Annotated in this window: 20 protein-coding genes; 7 read left to right on the plus strand and 13 right to left on the minus strand. The window is 63.2% G+C overall.

The window, feature by feature from the left end:
- Positions 1-42 precede the first annotated feature (42 nt).
- The 4 genes from ACVNHC_RS19450 to ACVNHC_RS19465 form a co-directional block, all read right to left on the minus strand.
- A complete protein-coding gene (locus ACVNHC_RS19450) occupies positions 43-801 on the minus strand; it encodes an iron ABC transporter ATP-binding protein (protein ID WP_457168851.1) in 759 nt (252 codons plus the stop codon).
- The gene (locus ACVNHC_RS19455) at positions 798-1784 is read right to left on the minus strand and encodes an iron chelate uptake ABC transporter family permease subunit (protein WP_457168853.1); all 987 of its coding nucleotides are present in this window, start codon (positions 1782-1784) and stop codon (positions 798-800) included. The genes ACVNHC_RS19450 and ACVNHC_RS19455 overlap by 4 nt, the downstream gene beginning before the upstream one ends.
- Positions 1774-2736: an ABC transporter permease gene (locus ACVNHC_RS19460; RefSeq protein ID WP_457168855.1), complete on the minus strand. Its 963-nt coding sequence runs from the start codon at positions 2734-2736 to the stop codon at positions 1774-1776. The genes ACVNHC_RS19455 and ACVNHC_RS19460 overlap by 11 nt, the downstream gene beginning before the upstream one ends.
- A 78-nt stretch (positions 2737-2814) precedes the next feature.
- Entirely contained in the window at positions 2815-3735 is a 921-nt protein-coding gene (locus ACVNHC_RS19465) for a siderophore ABC transporter substrate-binding protein (RefSeq protein WP_457168857.1), read from the minus strand.
- 225 nt (positions 3736-3960) lie between these two features.
- On the opposite strand from ACVNHC_RS19465, the gene ACVNHC_RS19470 reads away from it, so the two are divergent.
- The 4 genes from ACVNHC_RS19470 (at position 3961) to ACVNHC_RS19485 (ending at position 8829) form a co-directional block, all read left to right on the plus strand.
- Positions 3961-5466: a glycosyl transferase family protein gene (locus tag ACVNHC_RS19470; protein WP_457168859.1), complete on the plus strand. Its 1506-nt coding sequence runs from the start codon at positions 3961-3963 to the stop codon at positions 5464-5466.
- Positions 5467-6123: 657 nt separating this feature from the next.
- Positions 6124-6708 (plus strand): PadR family transcriptional regulator, encoded by a 585-nt coding sequence (locus ACVNHC_RS19475; protein WP_457168861.1) that lies wholly within the window; start codon positions 6124-6126, stop codon positions 6706-6708.
- A complete protein-coding gene (locus ACVNHC_RS19480) occupies positions 6708-7013 on the plus strand; it encodes a DUF2218 domain-containing protein (RefSeq protein ID WP_457168863.1) in 306 nt (101 codons plus the stop codon). Before ACVNHC_RS19475 ends, ACVNHC_RS19480 begins: the two co-directional genes overlap by 1 nt.
- 439 nt (positions 7014-7452) lie before the next feature.
- Positions 7453-8829, plus strand: coding sequence for a nucleotide sugar dehydrogenase (locus ACVNHC_RS19485; protein WP_457168865.1), 1377 nt, complete (start codon positions 7453-7455; stop codon positions 8827-8829).
- A gap of 6 nt (positions 8830-8835) precedes the next feature.
- Here ACVNHC_RS19485 and ACVNHC_RS19490 read toward each other — a convergent pair whose 3' ends face one another.
- Both ACVNHC_RS19490 and ACVNHC_RS19495 read right to left on the minus strand, forming a co-directional pair.
- Positions 8836-9411: an RES family NAD+ phosphorylase gene (locus tag ACVNHC_RS19490; protein WP_457168867.1), complete on the minus strand. Its 576-nt coding sequence runs from the start codon at positions 9409-9411 to the stop codon at positions 8836-8838.
- A 106-nt stretch (positions 9412-9517) separates the two neighbouring features.
- Positions 9518-9862: a hypothetical protein gene (locus ACVNHC_RS19495; protein WP_457168869.1), complete on the minus strand. Its 345-nt coding sequence runs from the start codon at positions 9860-9862 to the stop codon at positions 9518-9520.
- 347 nt (positions 9863-10209) lie between these two features.
- On the opposite strand from ACVNHC_RS19495, the gene ACVNHC_RS19500 reads away from it, so the two are divergent.
- Positions 10210-12300 carry a FepA family TonB-dependent siderophore receptor gene (locus tag ACVNHC_RS19500; RefSeq protein WP_457168871.1) on the plus strand — a complete coding sequence of 697 codons (2091 nt, stop codon included), beginning with the start codon at positions 10210-10212 and terminating at the stop codon, positions 12298-12300.
- A complete protein-coding gene (locus ACVNHC_RS19505) occupies positions 12290-12448 on the plus strand; it encodes a hypothetical protein (RefSeq protein ID WP_457168873.1) in 159 nt (52 codons plus the stop codon). The genes ACVNHC_RS19500 and ACVNHC_RS19505 overlap by 11 nt, the downstream gene beginning before the upstream one ends.
- A 333-nt stretch (positions 12449-12781) precedes the next feature.
- Here the strand turns inward: ACVNHC_RS19505 and ACVNHC_RS19510 are convergent, their stop codons facing one another.
- The 3 genes from ACVNHC_RS19510 to repC form a co-directional block, all read right to left on the minus strand.
- Positions 12782-13060, minus strand: coding sequence for a hypothetical protein (locus tag ACVNHC_RS19510; RefSeq protein ID WP_164477704.1), 279 nt, complete (start codon positions 13058-13060; stop codon positions 12782-12784).
- A gap of 161 nt (positions 13061-13221) precedes the next feature.
- Positions 13222-13392, minus strand: coding sequence for a hypothetical protein (locus ACVNHC_RS19515; protein ID WP_457168875.1), 171 nt, complete (start codon positions 13390-13392; stop codon positions 13222-13224).
- Between the two features lie 16 nt (positions 13393-13408).
- On the minus strand, positions 13409-14767 hold the full coding sequence (gene repC / locus ACVNHC_RS19520; RefSeq protein WP_457168877.1) for a plasmid replication protein RepC: 1359 nt from the start codon (positions 14765-14767) through the stop codon (positions 13409-13411).
- Between repC and ACVNHC_RS19525 the strand changes: the two genes are divergently transcribed.
- Positions 14766-15068 carry a hypothetical protein gene (locus ACVNHC_RS19525; protein ID WP_457168879.1) on the plus strand — a complete coding sequence of 101 codons (303 nt, stop codon included), beginning with the start codon at positions 14766-14768 and terminating at the stop codon, positions 15066-15068. The genes repC and ACVNHC_RS19525 overlap by 2 nt on opposite strands.
- A 39-nt stretch (positions 15069-15107) precedes the next feature.
- On the opposite strand, the gene repB is transcribed toward ACVNHC_RS19525, so the two are convergent.
- From repB to ACVNHC_RS19545, 4 genes are all read right to left on the minus strand, one after another.
- The gene (gene repB / locus ACVNHC_RS19530; protein WP_457168881.1) at positions 15108-16178 is read right to left on the minus strand and encodes a plasmid partitioning protein RepB; all 1071 of its coding nucleotides are present in this window, start codon (positions 16176-16178) and stop codon (positions 15108-15110) included.
- The gene (gene repA / locus ACVNHC_RS19535; RefSeq protein ID WP_050475470.1) at positions 16175-17434 is read right to left on the minus strand and encodes a plasmid partitioning protein RepA; all 1260 of its coding nucleotides are present in this window, start codon (positions 17432-17434) and stop codon (positions 16175-16177) included. Before repA ends, repB begins: the two co-directional genes overlap by 4 nt.
- A gap of 172 nt (positions 17435-17606) precedes the next feature.
- Positions 17607-19103: a sodium:solute symporter family protein gene (locus ACVNHC_RS19540; protein ID WP_457168883.1), complete on the minus strand. Its 1497-nt coding sequence runs from the start codon at positions 19101-19103 to the stop codon at positions 17607-17609.
- On the minus strand, positions 19100-19282 hold the full coding sequence (locus tag ACVNHC_RS19545; protein ID WP_050475468.1) for a hypothetical protein: 183 nt from the start codon (positions 19280-19282) through the stop codon (positions 19100-19102). Before ACVNHC_RS19545 ends, ACVNHC_RS19540 begins: the two co-directional genes overlap by 4 nt.
- Positions 19283-19359: the final 77 nt, after the last annotated feature.

The following is a 19359-nucleotide window of genomic DNA, read 5'->3' on the forward strand; positions in this document are numbered from 1 at the left end:
CGATAAGTCAAGCTCATCGAGCATTGGTATACCCCCCCTCCCTCACCGGAAATAGACGGCAATCCGGTTGCCGTTGATTTCCTGGACGGTGAAGGGGCAGCCGAAGATGGCGGTGAGGACTTCGGGGCGGATGATCCCGGATGGGGTGCCCTGAAGCGCGGCGCGGCCGTTCTGCATGACGACGATATGGTCGGAGTAGCAGGAGGCGAAATTGATGTCGTGCAGCACCACCACCGCCGTCTTGCCGAAGTCGTCCGCCGCCTGCCGAAGCAGCTTCATCATGGCGACGGAATGGCTGATGTCGAGGTTGTTCAGCGGCTCGTCGAACAGCATGTAGCCGGTGTCCTGTGCCAGCACCATGGCGACAAACGCCCGCTGGCGCTGGCCGCCGGAGAGTTCATCCAGAAAGCGGTCGCGGAGGTCCGTGAGGCCGAGATAGGCGAGCGCCTTGTCCACCTCGGCCCTGTCTTCCGCCGTCAGCCGCCCCTTGGAATAGGGGTAGCGGCCGAAGGAGACGAGATCGGTGACCGTCAGCCGCGCCGTCATCTGGTTGTCCTGCCGCAGCATGGACAGGCGCCGCGCCAGCACCTCGCCGGAGGTGTGGGCCACATCGAGCCCATCGACCAGCACGCTGCCCTGATCCATCGTGGTGAGCCGGGCGATCATGGACAGCAGCGTCGATTTGCCCGCGCCATTGGGGCCGATGATGGAGGTGAGCCCGCCCTTCGGCAGGTCGAGGGACACCCCGTCCACCACCAGCGTGTTGCCATAGCTCTTGCTGACCTGATCGATCCGGATCACCGCCGCGCCCCCTTGAGCAGAAAGAAGATGAAGAACAGCCCGCCGGCAAATTCAATGACGATGGCAAGTGCCGTGCTGAAATCAAGCAGCCGCTCCAGCACCGTCTGGCCCGCCACAAGGCAGATGACGGCAATGAGCACCGCTGCAGGCAGCACATGCCGGTGGCGGCCGGAAGGCATCAGCAGATAGGCAAGGTTCGCCGTCAGCAGGCCGAAGAAGGTGACGGGCCCGACAAGCGCCGTGGAGACGGAGACAAGCACGGTGATGATCATCAGCACCTGCCGCGTCACCCGCCTGTGGTCCACCCCCAGCATGATGGCACTGTCCCGCCCCAGCGCCATCACGTCGAAGGTATGCCCCAGCCGCCAGGCGGCAAGGCTCGCTCCGGCAATCATCAGCGCGGAGACGCCCAGCAGCGTGCCATCCACCGAATTGAAGCTGGCAAAGAACCGGTCCTGCAGCACGACAAACTCGTTCGGATCAATGACCCGCTGCAGGAAGCCGGCAAGGCTGCGGAACAGGGCGCCGAGCAGGATGCCGACCAGCATCATCAGATGCAGGCCCTTGATGGCGCCGGAGAACAGCAGCTGGAACAGGATCAGCGAGAAGCCCGCCATGATGGCGACCTCGCCGACGAACAGCAGGCGCGGGTCCATGGCCGTCACGAAGGCCGAGCCGAGGGTGAAGACCAGCACCGTCTGCAGCAGCACATAAAGCGCATCGAAGCCCATGATCGAGGGCGTCAGGATGCGGTTGTTGGTCAGCGTCTGGAACAGCACCGTGGACACGGCCACCGCATAGGCCACCAGCACCAGCGACGCGAGCTTCTGCCCCCGGAAGGGCAGGATGAAGGACCAGCCGGCCTTGACGCCAAGCGTCATGAAGGCGGTGGCGGCGGCGAGCGTCAGGACGCCCAGCAGCAGCAGCACACCGGCAGGGGTCAGCCGCCGCTCCGACGGGAGGAACAGGCGCTCAAGCCGCATGGGAGCGCCTCCGCAGCAGCAGGAACAGGAAGAACACGCTGCCCACCACGCCCAGAACCGAGCCTGCCGGGATCTCGAACGGCGCATTCACCGTGCGGCCGATCAGATCACACAGCAGAACCAGCAGCGCGCCGGTGACGGCGATCAGCGGCAGGGTGCGGCGCAGCCGGTCGCCCAGAGCCATGGCGACGAGATTGGGCACGATCAGCCCGACGAAAGGCACCACGCCCGCCGTCACCACCACCGCAGCGGTGACCATGGCGACGATGAAGAGCCCCAGCAGCAGCACCTGCCGGTACTTGAGGCCAAGGCTGACGGCGAAATCCTCGCCCATTCCGGCGAGGGTGAAGCGGTCGGCGGCCACATAGGCGGCGATGGTGAGCGCAAGGCTGAGCCAAAGCACTTCATAACGCCCGCGCAGCACGGCGGAAAAATCACCGCTGGTCCAGGCACCGAGGGTTTGCAGCAGGTCGAACCGGTAGGCAAGGAAAGCGGTGACGGCGCTGATCACCCCGCCCAGCATCAGCCCCACCAGCGGCACCATCAGGGCCGAGCGCAGGGGGATGCGCTCCAGAATGGCGATGAAGAGGAAAGTGCCCGCCAGCGCGAAACCGCCGGAAACGAGCATCTTGGCCATGACCGGCAGGTCCGGCGCGAAGAACAGCACCAGCAGCATGCCCAGCGAGGCCGATTCCACCGTGCCTGCGGTGGAGGGCTCGACAAAGCGGTTGCGCGCCAGCATCTGCATCAGGGTTCCGGCCACGGCCATGCCTGCGCCCGCCAGAATGAGGGAAATGGTGCGCGGAATGCGGCTTTCGGCCAGCAGCATCAAGGCCCGCTCATCGCCCGCACCACTGACCACACTCCAGAAGGAGACGGGGCTGGCACCGGTGAACAGGCTGGCTATCGCAAGACCGAGGGTCAGGAGAGAGGCTGGCAGCAGGAATTTCAAGGCAGGGTCCTGAAAGGATTGCGGCGGCTGCGCCCCGGAGGAGACGCAGCCGCCTGACACGCTGGCAATCAGAGGAAATTACTTGCCGCTGAAGGCAGCGTTCAGCTGGTCTACCGTATCCTGCATGGCGGTGATGCCACCCCCAATCAGATACCAGTTGGCCGCATTGAGGTAGACCACCTGTTCCTTCTGCCAGGCCGTGGTCTGGCGGACGATCTCGTTGTCGAGAAGCTGGCGGGCGGCATCGCCTTCCCGGCCGATGGCCGCATCCCGGTCCAGCACGAACAGCCAGTCCGGATTGCGCTCGAGGATATATTCAAAGGACGCCGGCTGGCCGTGGATGCCGATCTTGATGTTGTCATCGGCCTGTTCCAGCCCGAATTCGCCGAAGATCTGGCCGAAGCGGGAGCCCTTGCCATAGGTGGCCATCTTGCCGCCGGTGGTGAGGATGAACAGGCCCTTGCCGGCGCCCGCCGTCTTGCCCTTCAGCTCTTCGACGGAGGCCTGATATTTCGCGGTCAGCTCGTCCGCCTTGTCCGTCTTGCCGAAGAGGGCGGCCAGCGTCTGGACGTTCTTCAGGGCCGAGCCGGTGAAATCCTCGAAGTCCACCGACAGATCGATGGTGGGGGCAATCTTCGCCAGATCCTCGTACTTCGCGGCAGAGCGCCCGCCGACGATGATCAGATCCGGCTGCGCGGCTGCAACGGCTTCAAAGTCCGGCTCGAACAGGGAGCCGATCTTCTGGTACTTGTCACCGGCATATTGCGCCAGATGGCCCGGCTTGTTGCCGCCCGGCACCCCGGCCACTTCAACGCCAAGCGCCGTCAGCGTGTCCAGCGCGGCCATGTCATAGACGAACACCTTGGCCGGGACCGCAGGCAGCGTCAGCTCGCCCTTGGCGTGGGTCACCTTGACCTCGGCAGCGGCACCGCCCGTCAGCGCGGCGGAGAGAACCAGAGCGCTGGCAAGGCCCGCAGCCAGCCGCTTCATGGAGAACATATGCGTCATTTCCTGAACCTCGCAGCAGCAGCGCTCACGCCGGTGTGACGGCGGCAGCGCCTTGCCTGAACAACATAAGTTGAGTTTCTAAATCCACTTATGTAGACACTGCTGCCAAGGGTCAACGCGCATCATTTTGAGCAATTCCAATTTGCGAAAAACGCAAATCCCCCTCCTCAATCAGGCGCTCGGGCAGAAGGCAGCACACAGGTGGACATTGGCCGGATGAAATTGCTGATCGCGCTGGATGCGCTGCTGCGGGAGGGCAGTGTGTCGGCAGCGGCGGCCAGCATGGGGATGCAGGTTTCGGCCATGAGCCGGATGCTGGCACAGCTGCGCGAGTTCTACGGCGACCCGCTGCTGGAGCGCACAGGCCAGGGCATGCGCCCGACGCCCTTTGCCGAAGCCCTGCGGCTGGAGGTGCGCGGGCTGGCCAATGATGCCGAACTGCTGCTGGCCCGCACGCCGGACAGTGCATCCGCCCTGCCCTGGGGCAGCCACCATGGGCCGGGGTCCAACTCCGCCCGGGCGTTTTCCCAGCCTCAGAACCAGCCTCAGACCCAGCCTCAGGCAACCCCGCTGGCGCCGGGCTCCAGCGCAGCGGACCGGCTGGCAGGCGAGCCCTCGCCGCAGATGATTGCCGAGCGGATGGCGCTGATCGGCCATGCTTCGGCCCCCAGCCAGCGGCTGGCCAAATACATCGCCAGCATTGCCGCCGGGCCGGGCCGCACCCGGCCACTGACGCAGGAAGAGGCCCGCGATGCCCTCGGCATCGTGCTGCGGGCCGAGGCGGACCCGTTCCAGACCGGGGCGCTGCTCGCCACCATGCAGTTCCGCGGCATGACGGCGGTGGAGCTGGCCGGCTTTGCGCAGGCGGTCCAGCTGCATGCGGCAGGCCCCGGCACGGGAGAGGCGGCGGAAGCAGCAGAGACGGCGATGGCCGATCTCAACTGGCCGGCCTATCTCTCGCCCCGGCTGCGCACCGTGCCGTGGTTCCTCCATGCCGCCCGTCTGGTGGCCCTGGCCGGGCACAGGGTGCTGGTGCATGGCTTCGGCAGCAACATCGCCTCCGGCATCCTGCTGCAACAGGCGGCGGAGGCCGCTGCCATTCCCGTGGCGGACAGTCTGGAGGACGCAAGGCAGGCGCTGGCGCGGGAGGGCATCGCCTATCTGCCCGTCACCGCCTATTGCCCGCAGCTGGCGGGCCTGCTTGCCCTTTATCCGGCCTTTGAAATGCGCACGCCGGTCAACACCGCCGTGCATGTGCTCAATCCGGGCGGCGCCCCCGCCGCGATGCTGGGCGCCGCGCAAACCTCCGACCGGGAGCTGTTCCGCACCGCCGCCGCCCTCACCGGCTGTCTGGACGCAGCCGTCACCGGCGCCAACCGCGACTTTGCACAGGTAACACCGGACCGGCCGACGCCGGTGTTCCGCCTGACCGGCGGCGAGGAGGCCCGCTTCACCCTGCCCTCGACGCCCGCGAGCCGGATGCCGATCCCCGCCGCCCTCACCCAGCAGGAATACTGGCTGGCCGTGTGGACGGGCGCGGCGCGCGATGAGCTGGCGGAAGCGGCCATCGTGAAGACCGCAGCGCTCGCCCTGATGACCCTGCACCGGGCGCCTGAGGCGGAATTTTCCGCCTGCCTCGAGCACGCCGCCACCCTCTGGCGCAACCGCCCGCGCCAGCTCCGCCCCGCCGGTGCCGATGGAACCCGTTTGCGAAAACCGTAGAGTGGGGGCAGTGTTTACAACGGACTGCCAGTCAGGCTCACCGGTCATGGTTTGAGGAAAGCCTGCGTTCTGGTCATTCCGGCACGGCCTATCTGCTCCCCTCCCCCTTGAGGGGCTACCGGATTCACACATCAGGTTCGGAAACTGCCCGCAATGAGGCGTTTGCTTTTCAGGAGGACGCCTGCCGCCCCCCTCCCCCTGGTGGGGCTACCAGATTCACATATCAGGTGCGAGCACCGCCCGCAGTGATGCATTAGATTTGTGACAGGACCTCTCCGCCCCCCTCCCCCTCGTGGGGAGGGGTAAGGGGTGGGGGGGCTCAGAGCCGAAAACTATATGAAAGACAGATAGATACCTGAAGAGGCATCACGAGGAGCAGCCATCTGATATCAATGAACACCCTGCCAGACGGAAAGGCCTTCCCCCCACCCCTAACCCCTCCCCACGAGGGGGAGGGGAGCTGAAAGACCGTGCCCAAGTGACCAAGCTGCAAGCCATTGATTTGTATAGATCCTCGGCACAAGGCCGAGGATGACGATGGAGAGCCCTCAGGATCGTCAAAGGTCTGCAGCGGCAAATTTTCAAAGGCAAAGCCTGCTTCCGGAATAAATCCCGATATATCTTGACTTTCGATATATCGAGAATATATCTGGAGCCATGAGACACAGACACCCCCACCGTCATCGCGGCCATGGCCCTCATGGCGGCCCCCACGGCGGCCCGCATGACGGCACACACGACACCCTGCACGACGGCCATCCCGGCGGGCACCGCCGGGGCGGCGGACACCGGCGGCTGTTCGACTATGGCGAGCTGCGGCTGCTGGTTCTGGCGCTGATCGCCGAGGAGCCGAGGCACGGCTATGAGCTGATCAAGGCCATCGAGGACCGGTTTGCCGGCAGCTACAGCCCCAGCCCCGGCGTCATCTACCCGACGCTGAGCTGGCTGGAGGACATGGGCTACAGCGCCATCACCGTGGAAGCGGGCGGGCGCAAGCGCCACAGCGTCACCCCCGAAGGCGAGGCCTTCCTCACCGCCAACAAGTCCCTGACCAGCGAACTCATGACCCGTGCCCGCAGCGGCATGACGCGGGGCTTTGCCCCGGCGCCTGTTGTGCGGGCCATGGAAAACCTCAAGACCGCCCTGCGCCTGCGGATGCGCGGCGGCGCAATTGATCCTGAAACAGCCCAGAAGATTGCCGCTGCCATCGATGCAGCCGCCCTTGCCGTGGAGCAAAGCTGATGACGACTGAAACCACCACCCTCTCCACCCGCCGCTGCGTCGTGGAAACCGACAAGGCGAGCCGCTACCTGCAGCAGCTGTGCAAGCACTTCCAGCACAAGATCCCGGCCGAGTTCGACGCCGGACAGGGCAAGATCACCTTTCCGATGGGCGTGTGCACGCTGAAGGCCGAGGGCAGCACTCTGACCATGGACGTAACCGCCGCAGACAGCGCCGCCCTCGACCGGCTGCAGGACGTGGTCGGCAGCCACTTCATCCGCTTCGCCTTCCGCGAGCCGCAGGAGCTTTCCTGGCAGGCGGTGTAAGGCAGCAGAGACGATGCCGGCTCCCCGGCACAGCGTTTCAGCCCCCCTCGTGGGGCAGTGTTTACAACGGACAGCCAGTCAGGCTCCCCGGTTGCGGTTTGAGGAAAGCCTGCGTTCTGGTCTCCCCGGCACGGCGTTTCAGCCCCCCTCCCCCTCGTGGGGAGGGGAGCGGAGAGGCCCTGCCACCGTGCAGACACGTCACTGCGGTCCGCTTATGTGCACTCAGTAGCCTCAAGAGGACAAAGGGGCGCTGCGGCGAAACGAGAGCCTAAACCTCCTCCTTGCGCCAGCAGCCAGCACCGCCCCCTGCACAGGCGTGATGACGCAGTTCATTGACAAGACAGGCGGGGCAGTGGATCAGGGTGTCATCAGATCCGGCCTCCGGTTCCCGTGCGGACGGCAGGCCTGTGCCCCGGCGCTTGCAGGAAAAGACAGACCGATGACCACGCCCGTCCAGCCGCAGCATGACACGACGCCTTCCGTGAGCCCGCTCGCCCGGGAAAAGCTCGCAGCCCTGGGGGAGCGGCGGTTCAACGTGGCCATCATCGGGCTTGGCTATGTCGGCCTGCCGCTGGTGCGGGCCTTCTGGCGGGCGGGGTTCGAGGTCACCGGCTTCGACATCGATCCGCCCAAGATCACCTCGCTGATGGCGGGCAAGTCCTATATCCGGCATTTTTCCGATGCGGACGTTGCGGCCATTGCGCAGAGCGGGCGCTTTCATGCCACCTCGGACATCGCGGATCTGGCCCGCGCCGATGCCATCCTGATCTGCGTGCCGACACCGCTGACCCGGCACCGGGAGCCGGACATGTCCTATATCGTCAGCACGGCGGAGCATCTGCTGCCGCATCTCAAGGCCGGGCAGACGGTGATCCTGGAATCCACCACCTATCCCGGCACCACGCATGAGGTGCTGAAGCCCATTCTGGAGCGCTCGGGGCTTACGGCTGGCCGCGATTTCTTCCTCGCCTTCTCGCCGGAGCGCGAAGATCCCGGCAACCCGAACTATGAGACCTCGACCATTCCGAAGGTTGTCGGCGCCGATGACCCGGACAGCCGGGCGATTGCGATTGCGCTCTATCAGGCCATCGTCCAGTCCGTCGTGCCGGTGAGTTCGGCGGCAACGGCGGAGGCGGTGAAGCTGAGCGAGAATATTTTCCGCTCGGTCAACATCGCCCTCGTCAACGAGCTGAAGGTGATCTACGACCGCATGGGCATCGACATCTGGGAAGTGATCGACGCGGCCAAGACCAAGCCCTTCGGCTACATGCCCTTCTATCCCGGCCCCGGCCTTGGCGGCCACTGCATCCCGATCGACCCGTTCTACCTCACCTGGAAGGCACGGGAATTTGCCATCACCACCAAGTTCGTGGAGCTGGCGGGCGAGATCAACACCGCCATGCCCGATTACGTGATCACCCGCACGGCCGAAGCCCTCGACGAACGCTTTGCCAAGGGCCTCAACGGCTCCCACGTGCTGATCATCGGCGCGGCCTACAAGAAGAACGTCGATGACATGCGCGAGAGCCCGGCGCTGGTGCTGATCGAGCGGCTGAAGCTGCGCAAGGCAACCGTCGAGTATCACGACCCTTACGTCCCTGCCCTGCCCAGCACCCGCAAGCACAAGCCGCTGATGGGCATGAAGTCGCTGGATCTGAGCGCGGAAACCCTTGGGCAGTTCGACGCGGTGATCATCGCCACCGACCACGACTGCATCGACTATCAGGCCCTCGTCAGCGCCAGCAAGCTTGTCATCGACACCCGCAACGCCACGAAAGCCGTGACGGAGCACCGGGACAGGATCGTCAAGGCGTGAAGAGGGCTAACGTATATTGGCCTTGATCCAGCCCGGCCAGTTTACAAGACCGTGATCGGCGGCGATTTCCATCGCGCCGGGGGGCACACGATCGCAAAACAGGATGACGTTCATGCAGTCCCACCGCGCGCTTGGAACGATGAGGCCATCGAATTCCAGAAAATGCGCAGCTTCGGCAATATCCTGCGAGCGGGGGTATTCGTCAGAGGCCCGGTCATAGGACAATTGCCCGTAACGGGACGTATCAAGGCCAAGACGCTGCAATGCGCCGAGGTCCACCAGTTGAAGTGCGTTATCGAGCTTCACATCCAGCTCATGCACCCCGTATTCCACCTTCGACGGAAAGACAGGCTGCCCGCGCCCGAGATGGAAGTACATTTCCGCGATCGCCCCATCGCGCTGCTGCGACGTATAGAGCACATCGAAGGTTCCGTCGTCCCACCGGCCGCCGGAACGCGCACAATCGGCCGGTGACCGTCCCTTGCGGACCACCCGCCATACCGTCCCCTCGAACCGGACAGGCGGAAGCGCTTCGATCGCATCAATGAGTGCACTGTCCCTGCTTCTGCGCGTGTGAGCCATGCTTTATACCAAGGCTTTCGATGTTGACGCATCACGCCTTGAAAAGGCTCAAGCGCCGCATGGGCTTGACCAGCTCCCGATGAGGCAAGCTCATCGGGAGCTGGCATTACAGGAACACCTCGTTATCCAGCCGGTCGATGACCTTCAGCACTTCGATGGCACGGTCCTGATGGATAAGGTCAATCGCCCGCTCGCCATTCAACTGGGAATGGCGGGCATAGAGCCAGGTCCGGATTTCATCAGCCGAGTAATAGTCCGTCAGACGGGTCACGATATAGTGCAGATCGGAGAGTATCAGCTCGTTGCGCGGCTGCGGCTTGATATCACCGGCACGCCAGCGTGAGACGGTGGCTTTCGACACGTCCATGATATTGGCAATGTCGGTGCCCTTCAAGCCACCGGCTTCGCCAATTTCAGTTAGAAATCTAGGTACTGCTCCCTGCCTGATCATTATCGCATCTGCTGAATTTTACCGGAATAACCTGAAATTCGTGGACCGGACTTGCTGGACCGCAGAAGGCGGTGACGTTGCCTCCGGTCAAGGCCATGTTCCAGATCGGTTTCGCAAAATAAAAATATGAAACCCTAATGATAAAGTCAATGAGCTGTTCGCGTAGGCCGTGGGGCTTTGCCGCACGGGCCATGGTTCAGATTGAACGGCACATGGAGTGGCGGAGCTTCGGCGGACTTTTCTCCATTTTGCCATTTCAGCAATTTGGAAGGCTTCTAATTCTGCAGGATTGACCCGGACCGCCCCATCGAAAATATGACAACAATGTTCATATATTGGGGTGAAGCATGCGTATGATCAAAAAGGGCGCCTTCGGGCGGACGGCACCGGCAGCCGGGGCAGAAGGGTTGAAGTTCCACCTGCTGCGGGCAAGTGCGCTGGGTCTGGTGCTGATGCAGGCGCCTTTCGCGCAGGCGCAGGAAACCGCAGACACCACCTCTCTCGACAAGATCGTCCTCTCCGCCGAAGAGCAGCTGAAGCAGGCGCCGGGCGTGTCCGTGATCAGCGCCGCCGATCTGGAACGCACGCCGGTTGCCAATGACATTTCGGAAATCCTGCGAAAAATGCCGGGTGCAAACCTGACCGGCACCACCTCCTCCGGCCAGCGCGGCAACCAGCGCCAGATCGAGCTGCGTGGCATGGGCCCGGAAAACACGCTGATCCTCATCGATGGCAAGCCGGTTCTGTCGCGCAATTCCGTGCGCATGGGCCGTGCGGGCGAGCGCGACACGCGCGGCGACACCAACTGGGTGCCGGCCGAGATGATCGAGCGCATCGAGGTGATCCGCGGACCGGCAGCTGCGCGCTATGGCTCGGGCGCGGCGGGCGGCGTGGTGAACATCATCACCAAGCGGCCCGAGAAGATGAGCGGCTCCGTCACCACCTATTTCGCCCTGCCGCAGCATTCCGAAGAAGGCGGCACGGTGCGCACCAACGTGACCCTTGGCGGCCCGATCCTCGACTGGCTCTCCTTCCGCCTCAATGCAGGCTATGCGCGGACGGAGCCTGATGATGAGAACATCAACGCGAGGGCAACGGTTCCCGGCGGCACCTTGGCGGCAGGGCGTGAAGGGGTGATCAACAAGGACGTGCGGGGGCTTTTGTCCTTCACCCCGCGGGATGATCACCGCTTCGATCTGGAAGGTTCCTACAGCCGGCAGGGCAATCTCTTTGCCGGAGACAGCCAGCTTGGCACCATCACGCCGGCAGTCCGCGACAGCCTGTTCGGCACCGAGACCAATTCGATGACCCGCCGCACCGTGTCGCTGACCCATTTCGGCGACTATGACTTCGGCAAGTCCAACAGCTATGTCCAGTGGGAGCGCACGCTCAACCGGCGCCTGTCGGAGGCGCTGGCGGGCGGACCGGAAGGCTCGATCCAGGCCAATTCCACCTGGGGCACGATCACCCTCGACAATGTGACGGCCAAGAGCGAGTGGAACCTGCCGCTGCATATCGGCTTCGAGCAGATGCTGACGGTGGGGGCCGAATTCCGCGGCGAATGGATGAACGATCCTGTGTCGATCCTGCAAGGGTTGAACGGCGCCACCGTTCCCGGCACGGTGACCAATCCGGCGCTGCGTGACCCGAATGTGAGCGCACAGATGTTCGGCGTGATGCTGGAAGACAACATCGAGATCACGGACAACTGGACCCTGACGCCCGGCATCCGCTTCGATCATCACAGCTCCTTCGGCGGCAACTGGAGCCCCAGCCTCAACACCACCTACAGGCTGACGGAGACCATCTCGCTGAAGGCCGGTATCGCCCGCGCCTTCAAGGCCCCGAACCTCTATCAGCTCAACCCGAATTACGTGTACCGCACCAATGGCAACGGCTGCCCCATCGACTACCCGAGCCTCGGAAATGGTTGCCTCGTGCTGGGCAATCCGGACCTGAACCCGGAAATCGCCATCAACAAGGAAATCGGCATCAACTACACTGATGACAACGGCTGGAACGCCGGCATCACCTATTTCCACAATGACTACAAGGACCGCATCGCCTCCGGCATGGTGCCTGAGGGCACGTCCGGCACGACCCGGTATTTCCGCTGGTACAATGTGCCCGAAGCCGTGGTGCAGGGGCTTGAAGGCAACCTCGCCGTGCCGGTGATGGAGGGCCTGACCTGGAGCACCAACGCCACCTACATGATCGAGTCCAAGGACAAGCGGAACAACCAGCCCCTGTCGCTCATCCCGGAATACACGATCAACACCTCGCTGGACTGGGCCGCAACGGAAAAGCTGACGCTGATCCTCTCCGCCACCCACTATGGCAAGACGGAGTCCCCGACGCTGACCGCCACCACCGGCGGCGTGGTGACCAACCCGGAAGCGCGGCGCCTATACGCTGGTCAATGCCGGCATGAAATATGATCTCAACGACCACTTCCGCATGAACGCCGGGGTGAACAACATCTTCGACAAGCGTCAGTTCCGCGAAGGCAACAGCAACCAGGCCGGTGCCAACACCTACAACGAAGCCGGCCGCACCTTCTACCTGTCGCTCTCCGCCACATTCTGAGGCTGAGCGCAAACAACCGGCACGATCAGACGGCAGGCCTCACCACGGGCCTGCCGTTTTTGTATATGCCTCGCAGTCCACGAGGTCTTGCGAGGCAAAGACCACACCCTGTTCAGTCCGGTTTCCTGCCGTCCGCCACACACCGCGCCGCCCCGGCCTCCGGGCCGGGGCCTGTTAGGGACGCAGTGCGGACAAGAGGGTGATCACTATGTCCAGTAGCGTTTCTTTTCTTTGGGGAGGGTGGCGAGCATAAAACTTAAAATCGAATAATGTATAACGCCATATTTTAGATCTTTTGAATAAAACTCCTCTCATGTAGATTAATATAGTAAATTATCTCTGCTCGCACGTCCCTTGAAAAAATAACCTATCACTAAACTGTATTCTTAATTCATTGAACGAAGAGCGATACAAACCAACTATCATACCGTTTTTGTCTCGTCTAAATTGATATATAGTCATCGTTTCTTGCCCAACGCGCTGCCCGTAACCTGCATACATGACCACCGGCACATTACGAGATTCTGCCCGCAAATTGCCGTGGCTTTCACCCCACCAGATCCAAGGGCGATATTCTTCGATAACTGCGACAACCGATTCCGGCTGGTTCATGTCTTGTCCCCAAGAGCCGGAGCAGATGAGATCTATTTCTTTCACAGAGTGGTTGACCAATACGTAAAAGGCCACACCAAGTAAGCTAATGCTCAACACCCCAATCGACCGGAGCCCCCCTAGACCGCGCATTCTCTCCCCTTGATAGCTTTCCATCCCCTTCACTTTTCTTCTGCTTCGCCGATCACCGCATAGAGCTCAGCCATGGCCTGCTCATGCGGGACGACGCGGCCAGAGGCTGCATCGCCGATACTCTGCTTGATGCCATCGATGATCTTAAGCTCGCGCTCAGCAGAGACGGCACCTGTATCGGCTTGTGTACGAACGAACATACCGTTCTCCAATCTCTCAGACATCACCATCTTCGGCACCTGACGACCGCGCATCACGACCGCCTGTCCGCCGCAAGTCCGCCGCAAGTCCGAACAGCGAGCGGGCCAGATGCAGGCGGCCTTCGCCGGCGCGCTCGATCATGGCACGGAAATAGCCGCCGGGACGGGAAATCTGTTCCGGATCGCGCAGCGCCTTTTCTGCCACCACCGCAAGGCAGGCCGCAGCCACATAACGGCCCTGCTGCTCCACCGCTTGCGCATAGGCCGAGGGGCTGACACCGATCAGCACCCTAATCTCCTCTGCCGCCTCGCAGATCGCAGGCCAGGAGGTAAGCCTGTGACGGATAACCGCCTGAAGCTCGGAGCAGGCGCTTTCAACGAGACCCGCCGACACATCATCGAGCAAACCATGATGGGAGGCCCCTTGCGCCCTGCCCTGCTGCCTGTCCCGCTGGGTTTCCCGGCCCGCCCCCCGAGCCCTTGCCGCTTGCCGCAGTTTCGGTTGCTCACGGGCAGGATCGCCGCAAGGCTCTTTTTCAAGAGCCATTTCAACGGCGGAGCCGTTGTCAGTCTTCGTGTTTATGTCTCGCCCGTTAGGGCGAGTCCGATTGATGTTACTTTTTGAAGAGTCGGGACGGTTTGTAATAGATAAGGAGGTGACGGGAATGTCACCCGTGGATGACATATTTTCAGAAAAAGCTGCATGATCAGAAGCGGCTGAGTCCAGAGCGTCCTGATAAAGGGCGCGCATCCGCTCCAGCCTGAAGCCCAGCAGCGTGTGCCGTTCCTCAAGGACGGTCTGGGCGCAGGCCCTGAAGCCTTCCAGGCCCTCGCAGGCCTCATCCAGATCGGCAATGGCACGGGCAAGACGGGTCAATTCCCGGCGGGCGGCCTGATCGGCCTTGATCTGCGCCTGAAACGCATCGGCTGCGGCGCGGAAGCTCTCCAGGTTGACGCAGGCCGGTGTGAAATCGAGCCCATAGGCCTCGATATGGCCGGAAGCATTGTCCTTCTGCACATAGCGCCGGCCCGTGGGGCTGTCGCGGTAGGCAAGGATCCCGGCTTCCACCAGCCGCTTCAGGCAGCGGATCACCGTGCGCGGATGGCGGCTCGTGTATTCGGACAGGCGCTGGTTGGAGATGGCAACCACGGGCCGCCGGCCGGCCTTGAAATCCTCCGCCTGGACAAGGCCCAGCAGAATGTCGAGCACGTGATAGGACGTGCCATCAATGCCCAGAGCGGGAGCGACTCGCTTGAGAACGAGGGATAGATCCTGCTTCGTGACAACCGGACGCTCTTCCTGCTGCGACAGAACGGCGGACGCAAGAATGCCTGGCGTCACCTTGCGGAAGGTGGCGATCGAAGTGGTGGACATGAAATCCTCCATCCGCCGCGAGCGTGACGCCCGGACGGTGAACAAGATGGAGGTCAGAACGGGGGAAACGGGCACAAAAGTGCTTGTGCGCTCAAGACCGGGTCTTGAACGTGATTCGCTTTTCGCCTACAAGAAAAGGGTGCAAGGTTTCGTGTGGGCGAAATCCCATTCGACCGTGAAATCGGGGATCATCTGGTTGCCGCCAGATGGTCCCTTTTCATTTGGCCTGTTGCGTCATTCCTGCTCCTTTCGGTGTTTCGGGTCGCTGTCATGGTCCGGTGCTGCGGGCCTGCTGGCGTGATCTTACCCCCACCTTGCCGGGTGAGGGATAGATTTGCCCTCAGATTTTATCGCTGCTGCCGCCGGCGTCCTTTTCAAACTCCGCGTAAAGCTGCTCCAGCTGCCCGCCCAGCCAGGCGCCAAAGGCGGCCTCCTGCTTCGGGATGGTCAGCGTCACGCCGGATGATCCCGTCTTCAGCTTGCCCAGAAGGCGCTTGCCGGAGCGGATTTCCCGTTCGCCCGTCTGGCCGGACGCCCTCTCTGCGCCCTTGCCGCGCGCGGCCTTCGCCGCAAGGGCCATGCGCGCAGGCGCATCGCCCGCCAGGAAGGCCTTGGCCTCCAGAATGGCACGGATGCGCGGGGCAGCTTTGGCATCGTCGAACAGCTTGGCAAAGGCGGTCCAGGCCGGCCGGCCGACATTGCGCGCCCGGCCGATGGCCAGAACAATGTCCTCCGGCACGCTGGCTGCCACCTTCAGCAGGGTGGAAACGGTCGATTCCGTCACCCCCAGCACAGGCTGCATGTCGCGCTGCTTGAAGCCCGCTTCCTTCAGCTGCTGCGCCCACAGCGCCTGCTCGATCCAGGTCAGGTTCTCGCGGACGCCGTTTTCCAGCGACTGCTCGCGGATCAGATCCATGTCGGACAGCGGGCGCACATAGGCGCGGATCTTCACCGTCTCCGGACGGCCGCTCTCCAGCATCAGCGCCAGCACGGCCGCAAGGCGGCGGTGGCCATAGGCCAGCTGATAGCGCCCCTCCGCCGCCGGGTGCGGGCGCACCAGAACCGGGATCTTCTGCCCTTCGGAAGAGATCGACAGCTTCAGCTCCTCCAGCGCCTCGGCGGCCTCCTCATCGGCGGCAAAGCGGTCGCGGAAGGGGGAAGGATCGATCTTGCCCGGGTCCAGCGCAACGATGCTGTCTTCCTTCAGCTGCGACAGGGCGCGGCCCATGGAGCTGACGACAGGCGCCACCAACCGCGCGCCCTCCGCTGCGGGCGCGGCCGGGGGAGACGACTGGGGCGCGGATTGGGGTGCAGATGCAGGCTGGGCGGCAGGCGCGGATGCCTCCGCCGTTTTCTGGGCTTCAGCCGCCTTGGCCGCTTCCGCCATCATCTTGACGATGGATTTCTTCATCCCTGCCGCCTCCATACGGACTTGACCAGGTCCAGAATTTCGCCGTTCACCTGATCGGCGCTCTCCAGTGCGCGCTTCAGCGGCTCGCGCCCGACTTCGCCGGGCTCGACCTCATAGAGCGACTTCTTGGCAACGCCGGCCGAGGCCACGGCGGTGGATTCCACGGCTTCGGCCACCAGCACATCCTTGCCGAACAGGCTGCGCATGGTGCCGGCCATGATCTTCTGCGGGGCGTCGTTCGGGTTCACCCGCGTCATCAGGAACTTGACGAAATCATGCTCGAACCGCGCGCCCCCTTCCGAGAGGGTCGCCGTCACATCGGCAATCATCTTCAGGAACTGGGCGCAGGAGGAGATGTCCAGCATGGCCGGATGCACGGTGATGATCAGCCCCGTAGCCGCATAGAGCGAGGCAAGCGTGGTGTAGCCAAGCGAGGGCGGCGTATCGAGGATGACCAGATCGTAATCGTCCTCCACCGTGCGGATGGCCGCATCGAGGCGCTGGAAGAACAGGCCGAGCTCGTCCGTGGTGCGGTTCACCAGCGCGTTCGGCGTGTCATATTCGAAGTCCATCAGACGCAGATTGCCCGGCACCAGATCGATGCCGGGGAAATAGGTCTTGCGGATCACGTCCTTCAGCGGCACCCGGTTGTTGTCATAGCGCAGCGCGTCATAGGCCGTGTCGGTGCGCTCGTCCTCGTCCTCGCCGGAGCGCAGGTCCCGGTCCGGCTGGATGCCGAAGGTGGTGGTCAGCGAGGCCTGCGGGTCCAGGTCGATGCACAGCACCCGGTAGCCCTGCAGCGCCAGATAATGCGCCAGATGCACGGAGGTGGTGGTCTTGGACGAGCCGCCCTTGAAATTGGCGCAGGCGATGACCTGCAGATGCTCGCCGGCCCGCCGGTGCGGCAACAGGCGCAAGGCATCATCCGGCCGCTGTTCGGCCAGATACTTGCGCAGCTCCCACACCTGCTCGATGGTGTAGATGCGGCGGTTGTTGTCGGCGCGCAGCGGCTGCGGCCCCTTGCCGTCCAGCGTCAGGGCGCGCAAGGTGCTTTCCGGAATGCCGAGCAGGCGCACCAGATCCAGCGTCGAAAACGTGCGGCCATAGGACTTGCGCGCCTCGGGGGGATAGGTCATCTCGCGCATGGACTGGAGCTTGTCCGACAGGCGCTGGGTGAAGTCCCCGATCTTGGCGGTTGTGTCCTTGGCGCTATCCATCTCGCCTGCGAGCATCTCGATCTCCTGACGGTTTCGCATTCGAGCGCGACCTCAATACCGTCAGAAATGCCCCAGCCCCGCCGATTCTGCAAGAAATATTAGGTTAACGGAAGCTTAAGCCCAATTCCGCCGCGCGGTTGCCGCTTGCACAAAGGCAAAAGGCGGCCCCGGATGCCGGGGCCGCCTGTCTTTTAGCGTGGGTCTTGCGTGCTTATTCCGCCGGGGCGGGCATGCCCTGCGGCAGCTTGCCCTTTTTGTAGGAGACGGAGGCCTCCACGAACTCGTCCGCAGTCTTCATGTTGGGCTTGGTCACGAGGCTGACGGCGATGAACAGGAGCGTCGAGACCGGCAGGGCCAGCACACCGGCATTGAGGCCGAAGAGCTTGTTGCCCGTCAGGTACATCCACACCACGAAGGCAACGCCGCCGAGGATGGAGACCAGCGCACCGGCCGCCGTGCCGCGCCGCCAGAAGAAGGCGCCGATGATGGCCGGAACCGTGACCAGCAGGCCGACGGAAGCTGCCACCGACAGGATGGCGATCATCGAGAATTCCATCGCGGCAAAGACCAGCGAGACGATGGAGATGAACGGGATGATCAGCTTGCCGATGAAGAGCTGGCGCGCGTCGCTGGCCCCGCCCGTCACGTTGCTCCACACATCGCGGGCAAAGACCGACGACAGGGTGAGAAGGATCGAGTCGATGGTGGAAACGGCAGCGGCCAGAATGCCGACCATGACCATGACGCCCAGAACCGGCGGCACCAGATCCGAGGCCAGCAGGGTGGAGGTGGCAAGGTCGCCCTTTTCCAGCTCCGGGAAGGCGACGAAGGCGGAGAAGCCCCAGAGCACCGACACGACCGTATAGACGAAGCCGAAGCACAGGAAGATCACCAGCATGCGGCGCAGCGCCTTGAGGGAAGCCGGCATATAGAGGCGCTGGCTCACCTGCGGGTTGGAGATGGCGAAGAAGAACCACGGAATGGTCAGCCCAAGGAAGGTGGTGAAGCTGAAGAGGCCCGGTCCTGGCACCTGCAGCAGTTCCGGCTTGGTGGCCTGAATGGCACCGAAGAGGCCGGAGAAGCCGCCCAGCTCGATCAGCACCAGACCGCAGACCAGCACCGAGGCAATGATCATCATCAGCGCCTGCAGGCTGTCCGTCCACATCACCGAGCGGATGCCGGCCACATAGGAGAAGATGATGGCCAGCACCGTGGAAATGACCACGCCCCACAGGAAGGGAATGCCGCCGCCGGTCATGCCCGACAGGAGGTAGCCCACGCCCGACAGCTGCACCGCCGAATAGGGGATGAGGAACACGAGGCTGACGAGACCGGCGGCCACGGCCACCCAGCGGCTGCCGTAACGCGTGCCCAGCATTTCATAGGGCGTGACGAAGCCGTATTTCTTGCCCACCGCCCAGAAGCGCGGGCCGAAGATGGCGACGAGCGACACACCGGCGAAATAGATGATCTCGAAGCCGAGAGCACCGACGCCGCCCTTGAAGGTGAGACCGGCAAGGCCGATCATCATGAAGGCCGAATAGGTGGTGGCCGAGTAGCTCAGCGCCGACAGCACGCCGCCCATGGAGCGCCCGCCGATGAAATATTCGGACATGCTGGCGGACTCGCCCGAGCGCGAGATATAGGCCACCACGAAGGAGGCGAGGACGTAGATCACCAGTCCCCAGACGACAAGGGTCACACTCATGCCTCGTCCTCCTCGAAGCTGGACGTCGCCAGAATGTTGAGGACGATGACGGCAACACCCGCCACGCACCAGAACAGGAACGAGCCATACCATTCCGCCACATTGGTGAGCAGCGTATAGGGTATGGCGTAGCAGGCGAGGACGACCACGCCTATCAAGTATAGAGCAGCTTTCGACATGTGGTGACTTCCCTCTAGAGTTTGGTGGGTTGTTTTCTCCGCCTTGTACCCGGCGGTTTGAACGGGCGTTGCACGGC

Source organism: Pannonibacter sp. Q-1 (assembly GCF_054073275.1).